The organism is Nocardioides daejeonensis, assembly GCF_003194585.1.
GTDB classification, from domain to species: domain Bacteria; phylum Actinomycetota; class Actinomycetes; order Propionibacteriales; family Nocardioidaceae; genus Nocardioides; species Nocardioides daejeonensis.
In genome coordinates, this window is record NZ_QHKZ01000006.1 from 256,421 (window position 1) to 268,674 (window position 12,254).

11 protein-coding genes are annotated in these 12,254 nt (G+C 69.6%); 5 read left to right on the forward strand and 6 right to left on the reverse strand.

The annotated features are described in order from the left end of the window. Positions 1 to 47: 47 nt before the first annotated feature. Positions 48 to 1,565 (forward strand): FAD-dependent oxidoreductase, encoded by a 1,518-nt coding sequence (locus DNK54_RS16665; protein ID WP_110208117.1) that lies wholly within the window; start codon positions 48 to 50, stop codon positions 1,563 to 1,565. A gap of 426 nt (positions 1,566 to 1,991) precedes the next feature. Further along, positions 1,992 to 2,336 (forward strand): type II toxin-antitoxin system Phd/YefM family antitoxin, encoded by a 345-nt coding sequence (locus DNK54_RS21330; RefSeq protein WP_204164651.1) that lies wholly within the window; start codon positions 1,992 to 1,994, stop codon positions 2,334 to 2,336. A gap of 167 nt (positions 2,337 to 2,503) precedes the next feature. Here DNK54_RS21330 and DNK54_RS16685 read toward each other — a convergent pair whose 3' ends face one another. Then, positions 2,504 to 4,015 carry a sialidase family protein gene (locus DNK54_RS16685; RefSeq protein ID WP_110208118.1) on the reverse strand — a complete coding sequence of 504 codons (1,512 nt, stop codon included), beginning with the start codon at positions 4,013 to 4,015 and terminating at the stop codon, positions 2,504 to 2,506. A 236-nt stretch (positions 4,016 to 4,251) separates the two neighbouring features. Here DNK54_RS16685 and DNK54_RS16690 point away from each other — a divergent pair, with 236 nt between their 5' ends. Both DNK54_RS16690 and DNK54_RS16695 read left to right on the forward strand, forming a co-directional pair. Beyond that, on the forward strand, positions 4,252 to 4,899 hold the full coding sequence (locus DNK54_RS16690; RefSeq protein WP_162602511.1) for a hypothetical protein: 648 nt from the start codon (positions 4,252 to 4,254) through the stop codon (positions 4,897 to 4,899). Between the two features lie 29 nt (positions 4,900 to 4,928). Next, on the forward strand, positions 4,929 to 5,675 hold the full coding sequence (locus tag DNK54_RS16695) for a hypothetical protein (RefSeq protein ID WP_110208120.1): 747 nt from the start codon (positions 4,929 to 4,931) through the stop codon (positions 5,673 to 5,675). Positions 5,676 to 5,681: 6 nt separating this feature from the next. Here the strand turns inward: DNK54_RS16695 and DNK54_RS16700 are convergent, their stop codons facing one another. Then, entirely contained in the window at positions 5,682 to 6,287 is a 606-nt protein-coding gene (locus DNK54_RS16700) for a TetR/AcrR family transcriptional regulator (protein ID WP_110208121.1), read from the reverse strand. A 117-nt stretch (positions 6,288 to 6,404) separates the two neighbouring features. On the opposite strand from DNK54_RS16700, the gene DNK54_RS16705 reads away from it, so the two are divergent. Further along, positions 6,405 to 6,944 carry an NADPH-dependent FMN reductase gene (locus DNK54_RS16705; RefSeq protein WP_110208122.1) on the forward strand — a complete coding sequence of 180 codons (540 nt, stop codon included), beginning with the start codon at positions 6,405 to 6,407 and terminating at the stop codon, positions 6,942 to 6,944. Between the two features lie 119 nt (positions 6,945 to 7,063). Here the strand turns inward: DNK54_RS16705 and DNK54_RS16710 are convergent, their stop codons facing one another. The 4 genes from DNK54_RS16710 to DNK54_RS16725 form a co-directional block, all read right to left on the reverse strand. Next, positions 7,064 to 9,697, reverse strand: a complete 2,634-nt coding sequence (locus tag DNK54_RS16710; RefSeq protein ID WP_110208123.1) for an FtsX-like permease family protein — start codon at positions 9,695 to 9,697, stop codon at positions 7,064 to 7,066. Then, positions 9,694 to 10,413, reverse strand: a complete 720-nt coding sequence (locus tag DNK54_RS16715; protein ID WP_110208124.1) for an ABC transporter ATP-binding protein — start codon at positions 10,411 to 10,413, stop codon at positions 9,694 to 9,696. Before DNK54_RS16715 ends, DNK54_RS16710 begins: the two co-directional genes overlap by 4 nt. Beyond that, a complete protein-coding gene (locus DNK54_RS16720; protein ID WP_110208125.1) occupies positions 10,410 to 11,033 on the reverse strand; it encodes a PadR family transcriptional regulator in 624 nt (207 codons plus the stop codon). The genes DNK54_RS16715 and DNK54_RS16720 overlap by 4 nt, the downstream gene beginning before the upstream one ends. A 157-nt stretch (positions 11,034 to 11,190) precedes the next feature. After that, positions 11,191 to 12,207, reverse strand: coding sequence for an AraC family transcriptional regulator (locus DNK54_RS16725; protein ID WP_110208126.1), 1,017 nt, complete (start codon positions 12,205 to 12,207; stop codon positions 11,191 to 11,193). Between the last annotated feature and the right edge of the window lie 47 nt (positions 12,208 to 12,254).

Genomic DNA, 12,254 nt, shown 5'->3' on the forward strand with positions numbered 1-12,254 from the left:
GGGCGCCGGGAAATAGAGTGCTTTCGATCCGAGGAAAGGGATGGCCCATGAGCAACGAGCAGGTCTTCGACGTCGTCATCGTCGGCTCCGGTGGCGGCGCGATGACAGCCGCGCATCTGGCTGCCAAGCACGGCCTCTCGACCGTGGTGGTCGAGCGCACCGACCGGGTCGGCGGCACGTCGGCGTACTCCGGTGGGGCCTGCTGGCTGCCCGGCACCCAGGTCCAGCAGCGGCTCGGCATATCTGACTCCACGGACTCGGCGCGCACCTACCTCGGCGCTCTCCTCGACGAGCCCGACCAGGCGAAGATCGAGGCGTTCCTCGCCGAGGCGCCACGCCTGGTCGCCGAGCTCGAGAGCGATGACCTGATCGAGTTCGAGTTCACCCCATTCCCCGAGTACTACGACCGCCCAGGGCGTGTGCCCGGCGGTCGGTCGATCCAGCCCAGCAACATCAGGCGAGACGAGCTGCCGGCCGCGGAGCGGGTCGATGCACTGCTCCGACCGCCGGTCGACAAGGACCGCGTCGGCGAGCGCGGACGACGTACGCTCACCGGCGGGCAGGCCCTGATCGGGCGGCTGCTCGGCGCCTTCCTTCGAGACGGTGGCACCGTCCTGACCGGCCACCGGATGACGGAGCTGGTCACCAGCGAGGGCCGCGTGACGGGCATCGTGGCGGAGACCGCCGACGGACCGGTGACGATCGTGGCCCGCAGGGGTGTGGTCCTTGCCAGCGGCGGCTACGAGGGCGACGCGGCCCGACGCGCCGAACGTGGCGTGCCGGGTTCGGCGGAGTGGACGATGGCGCCGCGCGGCACCAACCAGGGCGAACCGATCGACGCGGCCATGGCGGTGGGCGCGGCCACTGCGCTGCTGAACGAGGGCTGGTACTGCCCCGGCCTGGCCCAGCCCGATGGGTCGGGCACCTTCACCTTGGGCTTCCGCTCCGGCCTCATGGTCGACCAGACCGGCCAGCGCTACGCCAACGAGTGCCTGCCCTACGACCGGTTCGGTCGCGAAATGGCGAAGGCGCCCGAGCGCATCCCGTCGTGGTACCTCTTCGACAACACCGAGGGCGGCCAGCTGCCCGCGATCGCGATGCCCCAGGGCGACCCCGCCGCACATCTGGCGGCAGGCACCTGGGTGCAGGCCGACACCGTCGAGGAGCTGGCCGCGAGGCTCGGCATCCCGGCGATCATCGCCACCGTCGAGCGGTTCAACGCACTTGCCGAATCCGGCGTGGACGAGGAGTTCGGCCGCGGCGACGACGAGTTCGACACCAACTTCGTCTTCGTCGACAACGGCAAGAACAAGGCGCTCGTGCCGCTGGCGAACGGCCCCTTCTACGCCGCCAGGTTCGTCCTCTCCGACCTCGGCACCAAGGGCGGCGTGGTGACCGACGCCGCCGCCCGGGCCCTGCGCGAGGACGGCACCGCGATCCCCGGCCTCTACGCCACCTCGAACGCCTCGGCCTCTGTCTTCGGTGCCTACTACCCCGGCCCGGGCGCCCCGCTCGGCTCGGCCATGGTCTTCGGCTCGCTGGCGGTGCGCGACCTGCTGGGCTGAATCCACCCCCGCTCCGCCGTACGCCGCCCCTGGCCTTCGATGGAGCGTGAGGGCTGGCAAAACTCAGAAGAGGAGCTCTGGCGCTCCATCGAAGCGTCTCGGCCGGCACGCCGCTCTGCTACTCCGCGGTGGCGAGCCGCGTTCCTGCCGCGTGTCCCGCGACCTGTCGGCCTGCTGCTCGTGCTCTGGGCAGCGTCGCACCTCGCGATCCTGTCCCGACTCCCATGATGGCCGGCACAATGGATAGTTGTCAGACGTGATGAGGACGCGCAGATCAAGATCGCCAAGGCGTCCCAGCCTGCTCGTCGTCGCATCATCGCGGCGATCGAGTCTCTGGCCATCGATGCTCGTCCTGCTGGCGTCAAGAAGCTCACGGGTCGTGACGACTACCGGGTGCGCGTGGGCGACTAGCGGATCATCTCCACCGTGGAGGATCAGATCCTGACGGTGGAGGTTGTGAAGGTCGGCCACCGACGCGACATCTACGAGGGGGGATGGACCATGCACATGATCGCTATCAGCGAGGCGGAGGCCAAGCTCACTGAGTTGGCCCGCATCGCCGACAATGAGCCGGTGTACCTGCTCCGGCACAGCAAGCCTGCGGGAGTGCTCGTGTCGCCTGAGCGCTACGAGGATCTGATGGAGCGCCTGGAGGATGCCGAGGATCGGGTGGCACTGCTGGAGCACCGACTCAATCCCCAAGAATCGATCTCGCTCGACCAGGTGAGGGCCGGTCTCGCTGGCGTTGACGATCCCGCGGTTGGTGCGTGACTCCCGAGATATCCATCCCGCAATCAGATCGAGCCCGGCCCGGCCACCTCGTCCCCACACACGTTGCTCTCCCGATGCCTCCCACTCCGCCCACGCGGCGGCGTACTGGTCTTCCAGCTCAGGGAAACGGAGCAGGCTCACAGCAGCGCGCACACCACTAACCCGCGTCAGCCCCGGCGCGGCAGCTGCATCCTCCCGTAGACCAGCTCCGGAAGGTCCTTGCGGTGGAAGCGGACGAACGCCGCCCGGACCTGCCGCTTGCCGGTGAACCGTACTCCGCTGTACTCGATGAACATCTGCAGACTGGCGCAGCACCCGGTTGCGTTGGTGATCTGCGGAGGCGCTTTCGCGGCACTGGTCGCGGCGCTGCTGAAGACCGGGCGCTTGGCGAGGGCGTTGCGGCTGTGCGTCATCCAGCCGCGGTACTTCTCCCCGAAGCCGAGCAACGGATCGGTCAACGCCTCGGTGCCCCACCAGGCCAGCGCCACCTCGCCGCGGCCACGAGCAGTCACCGACACGTTGACTGCTCCCTTGACCTGCGGCGGCGAGACCCGGCCGAGCTGGCGCCAGCTCTTGCCTCCGTCGCGCGAGACCGCCAGGTGTACGCCGTCACGCACCCACCCGACGTACAGGTTGCCTCGGTCGTCCTGGGCGAGGGTCTGATCGAAGAACATGTTCATGAAGACGTTCTGGGCCAGGCTCTCCGCCGAGCCGTCGAGGAAGTTGCGAACGCTTCCGGCCTTGCCGATCGCCGACGAGCTCGTCCAACTGCGACCGTTGTCGATGCTGCGTAGCGCGATGATCGTGCCGCACATGTCGACCGGCACGACGACCGTGCCGTCGCGCAGCACCTGACCGGTGCCATGCACGATCGTGTGGAACGAGCCGCCGGCGGTCTCGCCGGAGCGGCAGACCAGACTCCTGACCGGCAGGTTGCCCAAGAAGCCGAAGGTCTCCCCACTGTCGTCCGAGCGCCAACACGCGATGGTGACCGCGACCCAGATCGACGGGATGTAGTTGCACAGATAGACCGCACGGCGTGGCATGGACCCGGCGGCGACCTCGGCGGTCTTCCGGTAGGGCCCGGTGAAGAGCTTCGGCCAGTCGCCACCGCTCAACGGCTGACAGCCGGGTCGCTTCTTGGCGGTGCGCCAGGTGACGCCCTCGTCGTCGCTCCACGCCACGGGCGCGCCGCACGGCAACCCGAGGTTGGTGGAGGTGACCCAGAGGCGGTCGGTGGCCGGGTCGACGTACGGAACGCCCTCGGAGGTGTTGATGCCCCGGGGCAGAGCGATGCGCTGCCAGCTGCGGCCGTCGTTGCGGCTGCGGAGGAGGTAGGACTGGGCGGTGCCCGTGAGGAAGCCGGCCTGGGTCAGCACTCCCTCCTTGCTCGCCATGCCGAGGAAGATCGTCCCGCGACGGTTGACGGCGAGCATCGGCTCCTGGCCGAGCACGCCGGTCCCGTCCTCGCAGACCTTCGCCTTCCGCTTGCCCGTGACCGCGACTGGCGCCTTCTCGCCGCCGCGAGCGCGGTACGCAGTGGTGCGCTGGACACCGTAGTCACACGCCGCAGCACTCGGCCCCCGTGACGCCGGGGCCGCCGGAGCGATGGGGGTCAGGCCGGCGCCAGGGAGGAGGAGCGCGACCAGGAGTGCCGCCGTACGAAGAGCCAGGTGCATGCGCCGCAGGTTAGTTCCGCAGCGCAGTCAGCGGTGGGGTCTTCGCAGAGTTCAGTCACGAGGCGAGACAGCCACTCATGCTGCCAATGCTTCAACCGTCGGCAGGAAACTTGTCACCCGCATGACAAGTTCGGCGACGAATTACCCGTCGCGTCCAGCTTTCACCCTCATGTCCCTTGCCAGCTCAGGAATGACCGCACAGGCTCACCCCACGGAACGAACAGAGGAGCTAGGCCTTGAACTTCGCGGCAGCTCAGGCGCGGGCAGGCGTATTAGGCCTCATGACTCTTGGCTTCATGACAGCGATTGCGGTCCAGGCCGCACCAGCCGACGACCTCATCGTTCCGAACGGCACCTGGAGTGGACCATGCGAGGCCGGCATGGGGATCAATACGATCTGCGCAACTGACAACTCCTCGGTCAGCTACTACATGGACAGCGCCGGCGCCCTAGAACTGGAAGCACCTGACCGTGAAGTAGTTGCGAAGGTGATGAGCAGGTACGACACGAAGACCGACTTGGCAGTGTCCTACGACGCCACCCCCGTCTTCTCGGGGGTCGGCGAAACAGACGTGGTCTGGCAGGAAGGAGCCTTCGGCCGCCCGGACTGGGTGTTGGGTACGACGTGGTGCGACGACCCGGTCGACGGCACACGCCATCGCTGCGACCAGCACTACATCAGAATTCGGGGTGCTGGGACCTACAGCCAGCGAGTGGCCGGGCACGAGGCAGGGCATGCCTTCGGACTCTTCCATGGCCCTCAAGCAGACCCCGTCCGCGCATTCGATGCCGGGGTAATGGGCATCATGCGAGCCCCACTCGACGCGATCCCGGGCCCGGGCCTCGGGGAAACGGTCAAGAACAACATCAACTGGGTTTACTGATTGGTCGGATCCTGATGAATCACCAACGCATGAGCAGTATCGCAGCAGTGCCGCTAGCAGCCGTCGCCATCACCATCGCCGGGTGGTCGGCTCTCGGCGCCGGCGACACAGGTCCCGCCCAGTCCAACACGGCCCTGTCGCAGCCCGACGTCCGCTTGGTCGAGGGCCTCGAATCAGTGCGATCCAACACCCTTGTCGACTGGGTGAACGTAGCCGATCACGTCGTCACCGTGCGAGTAATCGACGAGGAGCCGATCCAAGCTGCTTCCCCAGCAGAGGCATCACTCTCCGTCGGTCGCAAGGTGACCATGGAGGTGAGCGACGTGCTCTGGTCATCTCGGAGCACCTCTCGGCCGGCGCCGACGGTCTTCACGACATCCGAGATGGGCTGGGCCTACCGTTCCGACGGCACTCTTATCGAAGAGGCTCTACGTGCGTCGTCTCGACTCGAGGTTGGCGAGGACTATGTCATTGCGCTGAGGTGGAAGCGGGCCGAGTGCGATGAGAACGACTATTACCCGGCACGCTGGTCGGCCATCGGATCAGGCGGCATCTTGCCGGCGAACGACGGCGTTCTCGGGCGGGGCGAGTTCGAAGGACAGCACCATCCACCGAGCAGCATGCAGAGCGTTGGCCCCATGCTGGCTCACAAGCTCGCGGGCATGCCCCCATCGACGTTGAGCAACCTGTTGGCCGCCGCTGAATCCACATCAGCGCCGACCTTCGAGGGCGGCAAGACCACGGGCTGCCCCAGCGACGGCGATCAGAGAGAGTAGACCGCGCTAGTCGGCAGCCGCCGCCACTCGGCGCGCCAGGTCACTCCACGCCGCAACAATGCGGTCAGCCGGGTAGCCCTCGCGCAACTGTTGCCTGACGATCGTGACATCGAGCGGCGCCAACAGAGCAGTGGCAAGGAGCGGCAGGTCGCCGGCGACCCCGCACTCCCCCAGCAGGTGTCGCACATGGAGAGCGGCGAAGGCCCAGGCGGGGTGCGAACGGCGATCGCCTCCGGCGGCTGCCTCGATGAGGTCGGCGTGGCGCAGGTTGAGCTCGAGTCGCGACCGACCGAAGGCCAGCAGCCGCGCCAGCGGCTCCGCTCCCGGACCGAGCGGTGGCTCGCCCCCGATGACGGACGCCTGCCACTCCAGTTCCGACTGATGGAGCACCTCGGCCATCAGGCCCTGTCGATTGCCGAACCGCCGGAACACCGTGCCCTTGCCGACCCCCGCCGCCTCGGCCACCGACTCCATCGTCACCGCCGGCGCCCCCTCCCGGGCAACCAGGCACAGCGCAGCCTGCAGCACCGCATCCCGGTTACGCGCGGCGTCACGTCGCTGGCGGGGCGGGTCGTCGAGGAGCGGAAGCAGAGGGCGCTCAGCGTCAGGCATGGTCGGTCCAGCCTAGTGAGAACCCGGCCAGCGTGGCCCAGATCACGGGAATGAAAGCGGACCGCGGTCCGTTTGACCCCTCAGACCTGACCCCTGAACGCTTCGAGGAGCACCCCCATGTCGGACATCCGCATCGCCACCCTCGTCGGCAGCCTCCGCGCCGACTCCGTGAACCGCAAGCTCGCGGAGGCACTGCGCGAGAGCGCACCCGAAGGCGTGAGCATCGAGATCGTCGAAGGTCTGGCCGACGTCCCCTTCTACAACGAGGACCTCGACGGCGAGGGCGCTCCCGAGTCCGCCGCGCTGCTCCGCAAGCAGGTCGACGCCGCCGACCGCGTGCTGGTCGTCACCCCCGAGTACAACGGCACCATGCCGGCCGTCCTCAACAACGCCATCGACTGGCTCTCCCGCCCCTACGGCGCGGGTGCCATCGTCGGCAAGCCGCTCGCGGTCATCGGCACCACCCCCACGCCGTACGGCGGCAAGTGGGCCCACGAGGACACCGTCCGCTCCACCCGGATCGCCGGCGCCACCGTTCGCGAGGACCTGGTGATCTCCCAGTCCGCCCTCGATGTCGATCCGCTGACCGACGCCGAGGTCCAGACCAAGATCGCCGCCCTGCTCACCGACCTGGTCGCCCACACCGACGAGGCCTGAGCGTCGAGTTCGCGCGAATGACGCGTTGAGTGCGCCCAAACGGCATGGCCGTGGCAACTCAACGCGTCATTCGCGCGAAGTGAGCCCGTCGTTCGCGCGAACTCGGCGGCAGGGAGCGCTCAGTCGAGGCGGGTGGCCAAGGACACGCGGTTCCTGGTCGTCGCCCACACGAGTGCCGCGGTGATGAGCGGCAACGCGACGACGAGCGCGCCGATCAGCAGCCAGGGGATCTCCAGGAAGTGGTCGGGCAGGCCGGGGGGACGCTCCTCTCCCAACCAGGTGGTGCTGGTCAAGGGGAAACTGATGGCGACCCCGGGTATCAGCCCGATCAGGGCGCCCAGGAGCGCCCCCACTCCACCGACGACCAACGCATAGCTCGCCGCCACCGAACGCCGTACTCCCGGCGAAGCACCGACGGACTCGAGCGTGGCCAGGTCCGGACGGGCCTCCGAGAGCGCGAGGAGCGTCGCGATCAACGTGCCGGCCAGCATCAGCACTCCACCTCCCGCGCCGAGGATCAGCTGGACCATGCCGGGAGTGATCGGGTCCTGGGAGTAGTCGACCATCACGCTCACATCGTTGGAGATGAGATAGAGCCGATCCGTCAGCCGCTGCTCCCGCTCACCCGAGAGCGCGACCGGTATCTCCAGCGCCCGCACTTCGGTGGGCAGGCTCCACCGCGCCGCCAGCGCCGGGGACACGATGGCCGCGGCCGGCGCATCGAGGCCGGCGCGCGCGACGTATGCAGGTGCGGCTCCCAGCGTCACGGCGCCCGGCTTGGCCTGGCCCTCGCCCGCGGGCTGGACGGTGCCGCGCGCACGCGCCACCGCCTCGGTGTGCTCGCTCCGCGACGCGGAGAAGAGCACCACGCCGCCACTCGCCAAGACGCGATCGGCCGCCTCCCTGTCCGCCACCTTCGCCAGCCAGACTGAGCCCGGCACCCGATCCGCGACCACGACCTCGTTGCCGTAGACGAGCATGGAACTCTCGTTGCGCCGCACGGGTACGTCGAAGCGCAGCCGACGCTTGCTGGGCACGGTCGTGACCTCGCGGGCAACACCGGCACCGATCTCCGCGTCGACGGCCTCCTGTATCCGGCGCCACGTGTCGTCCCGGTTGGCCGCGCCGCCTCCCATGTCGTAGAGCGACACCACGGCAGCATCGGGATCCATGACAGGAAGGCTCGTCGCCCGCTCCTGCGCAGCATCGCTCGCATTGCCGACACCGAGCGCCACGATCCCCATGACCGTGATCGCCACCGCACCCACGGCGGGCACCGTCCGGGCGCGGTTTCGCAGCGCGTCGCGGGCTGCGAACCGCAACGGGAAGGGCAACCAGCCGGCGGCGCGCCCGATCACGCCGAGCAGCGCCGGAACCACCAGCAGCATGCCGATGGCCAGAGGCACTGCGGAAATGCCGACGGTCGCATCCCCGCCAGGCTCCTGCGCGCCACCGATCGCGCCCACCGCGCCGAACCCCAGGAGAGCCAGCCCGATGATCGGACGTCCGGATCGCGGCTGCGGTTCACCCCGCCGCCCACCCAGGACGGCCACCGGATCGCGCCGCGACGCCGCCCAGGCGGGCACCGCTGCCGCCAGGAACGCACTGAGGAGTGCGAAGAGGGCGACCCCGCCGAGCTCCAGCCAACGCAGATCGAGCGGACCGGCGCTCTCCGAGGCGGTGCGGGCCGCGAAGTCCACCGAGGCCCAGCCGACGGCCACTCCGAGGCCGACACCGAGCCCGGCGGCGATCACTCCCAGCAGCCCCGCCATCGCGAGCACGACCCAACGTGCCTGCCGCGGCGTCGCGCCGCAGACCATCATGAGTGCCGTCGTACGCTCCTGGCGGCGGGCCGCGACCGCGAACGCCGGCCCGGCCAGCAACACGACCTCGAGCAACACCATCGCCACGATCATCCCGACGACCGCGACCATCACCGGGTTGTCACCGCCGCCGCTGCCGGGGATGCTGTCGGGGGCATCGCCGGGATCCGCCAGCACCGCACGGGAGAGCGCGAAGACTCCTATCTTGTTCAGAGCACGGACGTCGTCCCAGGTGACGTCTCCGCCGCCGACCAGCCACGACCGGGAACTGCCGCTGGGGATCGGAAGCGTCTGCGGGAGCCCCACCATCATCCGGCTCGCCTGGGAGCCATGGGGGCTCCCCACGCCGACCACGCGCACCATGCTTCGCTCGCCGGATGCGGATCGGACTGTCAGCGGATCCCCCAGCCCGATCCCGCGGTCGGCCAGGCCCGCATTGATCAACACCTCTCCCGCCGCCCGGGGCAACCGGCCCCGCTCAACGCGGACCAGGCCCGCGGTGAGCCGGTCTCTCGTGTCGAGCGCCAGCACGTCGGCGTAGGTCGCGCCATCAGTGAACTCGACGTCGACCCCACCGCGCGACAACTCCACCAGCGGTACGTCGCGCCCCAGCGCCCGGCGCAGGTCGGCGGGCTCGACCGGTTTCAGACCGGGCTTGCTCGACCAGCTCGCGGACTGGTCCGGGTCGATCCCCTGCTCGACCTGGAATGCTCCGCTCTCGGCGCGGATCACCGCATCGGCCGCACCCATCCAGCGCTCGGGCGCCTCCGCCGGCGTGACCTCCAAGGTACGCAGCAGCACCGACGCCGTCGCCACGACGAAGACCGGTAGCGCGATCAGGAGCACGGCCAGCAGGCTGCGCCGCCAACCGCGGCGCAGCTCACGGCGCGCCACCCGGGCCGAGGGCCGCAGGGAACGCCACGACGTCACCGCGCATCCCCTGCCAGGAGCACGTCGACCGGTTCGCTCGCGCTCTCGTCGACCACCATGCCGTCCCGGATGAAGAGCACCCTGTCTGCCCAAGCCGCGTGCCGCGCATCGTGGGTGACGACCATGCCGGCTGCACCGGCGTCGCACCGCTCCCGGATCAGGCGCATCACGTCCTCCCCGGTCTGCGAGTCGAGGGCACCCGTGGGCTCGTCCGCCAGCAGCAGGCGGCGGTCGCCGACGACCCCGCGGGCGATCGCCACCCGCTGCTGCTGCCCACCGGAGAGATCGTCGGGGAAGCGAGCAGCCTCGTCCACGAGACCCACCTCCGCCAGCGCCTCCTGGGCCAGGCGTCGCGACTCCCGCCCGCCGAGGCCATCGAGCTCCAGCGGCAACGCCACGTTCTCGGCGGCCGTCAACGACGGGATCAGGTTGAACCCCTGGAAGACGTAGCCGACCTTGGTACGCCGCACTTCGGCCAGCCCGGAGCGCGTCAGCGACCGCAGATCGACACCGTCGACGCGCACCGTGCCCTCGGTCGGCCGGTCCAGCCCGCCGGCGAGGGTCAGCAGCGTCGACTTGCCGGAGCCCGACGGCCCCATCACCGCCACCAGCTCACCTCGGGCGACCGAAAGGCTGGCCGCGCGCAAGGCCGTGACGGACGCCGCGCCCTGGCCGTGCACGCGAGTCACGCGCTCGAAGGTCAGGTAGCCGCTCATCGCGCCGCCTCCTCGGCATGCTCCGCACCAGTGGCGGGCTTCGCCCGCGTGGCCGGCGGCGCGGCGGCGGGCGCGGCGGCGGGCGCGGCGGGCGCGGCGGCATACCGGCGCACCCGAGCCTCACAGTGGTCAAGCCACCGGATCTCAGCCTCGGCAGCAAAGATCAACGAGTCGACGACCAACGACCACGAGAGCTCTTCGCGCCCCTCGGCAGGATCACCCGAACGCTTCAGGCGCGTGTAGTCCTGCAGCGCCTTCATCGTCGCCCGCCGCTGCGCCTGCAGCACTGCGCCGACGTCGACCCCGGGCGAAGTGACCGCGAAGGCGAACTTCATCGCCACCTCGTCGCGACGGGCCTGGTCGCGGGCGACCGGCGTGGCGAACCAGTCGAGGACCGCAGTCCGTCCGTCGTCGGTGATCCGGTAGTGGTGCTGACCGTCCGCACCCGGCTCGTCAGCCGCCACCAGGCCGTCGCGCTCCAGGCGCCCGAGCGTCGTGTAGACCTGGCCGATGTTGAGCGGCCAGGTCGCCCCGGTGCGCGACTCGAACTCTGCGCGCAACTGGTAGCCGTACATCGGCTCCTGCGCGAGCAGGGAGAGCAGGGCGTGCTTCACAGACATGGCGACTCCTCGCTTGGGGATACCGAGTATGTATACCACGTATGCATACCCAGTATGCCCGTCGAGACGCCAGCTTCAGCGCGTCGAGACGCCAGCTTCAGCGAGTCGAGACGCCAGCTTCAGCGCGTCGAGACGCCAACTTCAGCGAGCCGAGGCGTCAACCGAGGTACGCCGCGGGCGTGGTGCCGCGCCAGCGCCGGAAGGCGACGATGAAGCTCGACGCCTCCGCATAGCCCATCCGCAACGCGACGTCCTCGACGCTCAGCAGGCCGGTCTCCAGCAGCTGCACGGCGAGCGTCTCGCGCACCTCGTCGAGCAGCTCCTGAAAGCTGGTCCCCGCGGCGGCAAGCCGGCGACGTAGGGTGCGCTCACCGACTCCGAGCGCGGCAGCGATCCCTGCCATGGGGGCGCCTGCGGGCAACTGCTGGGCGATCACCACGCGGACCTCCTGCGCGATGCCACCGCGCTCGCGGCGCCGGGAGACCAACTCCGCACACATGGCCTCGGTAAGAGCGTGGCCGCTCCCGCCTCCGCCGGCGAGCCGACTCTCCAAGAGGGACGGCTCGAAGACGAGACTGTTGGCGGCAGCCCCGAACTCCACCGGCACCCCGTGCACCGCCTGGTGATGCGCGGGCGCCGCAGCCCGGAAGGTGACCCGACGGGGCGGGAAGCCACCCGGTCGCAGCTGGTCGAGGACCGCCCAGACCGCCGTCAGATCGCGCTCGACCAGGAACCCGGCGACATCGTCGGGAAGTGCTGAGTCGTCAAAGTCGACGATGACCAGACCGCCCTCCAGCCGGGGCGCCGGAAGGGCGAACGTATGGCTGAGGTCGATGAAGCGCAGGGCCAGGTTGGCAGCCTCCGCCAGCGTGCGACTGCTCAGCAACGCGAAACCGAGCGCCCCGAACGTCTCCGCCCGGTAGCGCGCGCCTACCGCCGTCCCCGACACCTGCGGTACGGCGCCACGCAGGTTGCGCACCACCCGGAGCTCCTGGCGCGCGGTCACCAGTCGCTCGCCCTCCTCCAGATCCGACGGCGCGATGCCGGTCCCCGCCAGCAGGGCCGCGTCGGAGACTCCCTGCTCGCGACCGACGCTGATCAGCACGCCCAGCCCGGCGGCGTCGCGCGGGAAGTCCCAGGAGACGGCGGCCGAAGGCTCGAACGACAACGACATGTCCGCAATTGTGGATCGGATGGCCGAAGTTGTCTCCCACCGGGGTC

What these genes read in the sequence shown, in the direction of transcription:
- DNK54_RS16665 (WP_110208117.1), top strand. Translation starts at nt 48, where the DNA reads ATGAGCAACGAGCAGGTCTTCGACGTCGTCATCGTCGGCTCCGGTGGC.
- DNK54_RS16685 (WP_110208118.1), bottom strand. Translation starts at nt 4,015, where the DNA reads ATGCACCTGGCTCTTCGTACGGCGGCACTCCTGGTCGCGCTCCTCCTC.
- DNK54_RS16695 (WP_110208120.1), top strand. Translation starts at nt 4,929, where the DNA reads ATGAGCAGTATCGCAGCAGTGCCGCTAGCAGCCGTCGCCATCACCATC.
- DNK54_RS16700 (WP_110208121.1), bottom strand. Translation starts at nt 6,287, where the DNA reads ATGCCTGACGCTGAGCGCCCTCTGCTTCCGCTCCTCGACGACCCGCCC.
- DNK54_RS16705 (WP_110208122.1), top strand. Translation starts at nt 6,405, where the DNA reads ATGTCGGACATCCGCATCGCCACCCTCGTCGGCAGCCTCCGCGCCGAC.
- DNK54_RS16715 (WP_110208124.1), bottom strand. Translation starts at nt 10,413, where the DNA reads ATGAGCGGCTACCTGACCTTCGAGCGCGTGACTCGCGTGCACGGCCAG.
- DNK54_RS16720 (WP_110208125.1), bottom strand. Translation starts at nt 11,033, where the DNA reads ATGTCTGTGAAGCACGCCCTGCTCTCCCTGCTCGCGCAGGAGCCGATG.
- DNK54_RS16725 (WP_110208126.1), bottom strand. Translation starts at nt 12,207, where the DNA reads ATGTCGTTGTCGTTCGAGCCTTCGGCCGCCGTCTCCTGGGACTTCCCG.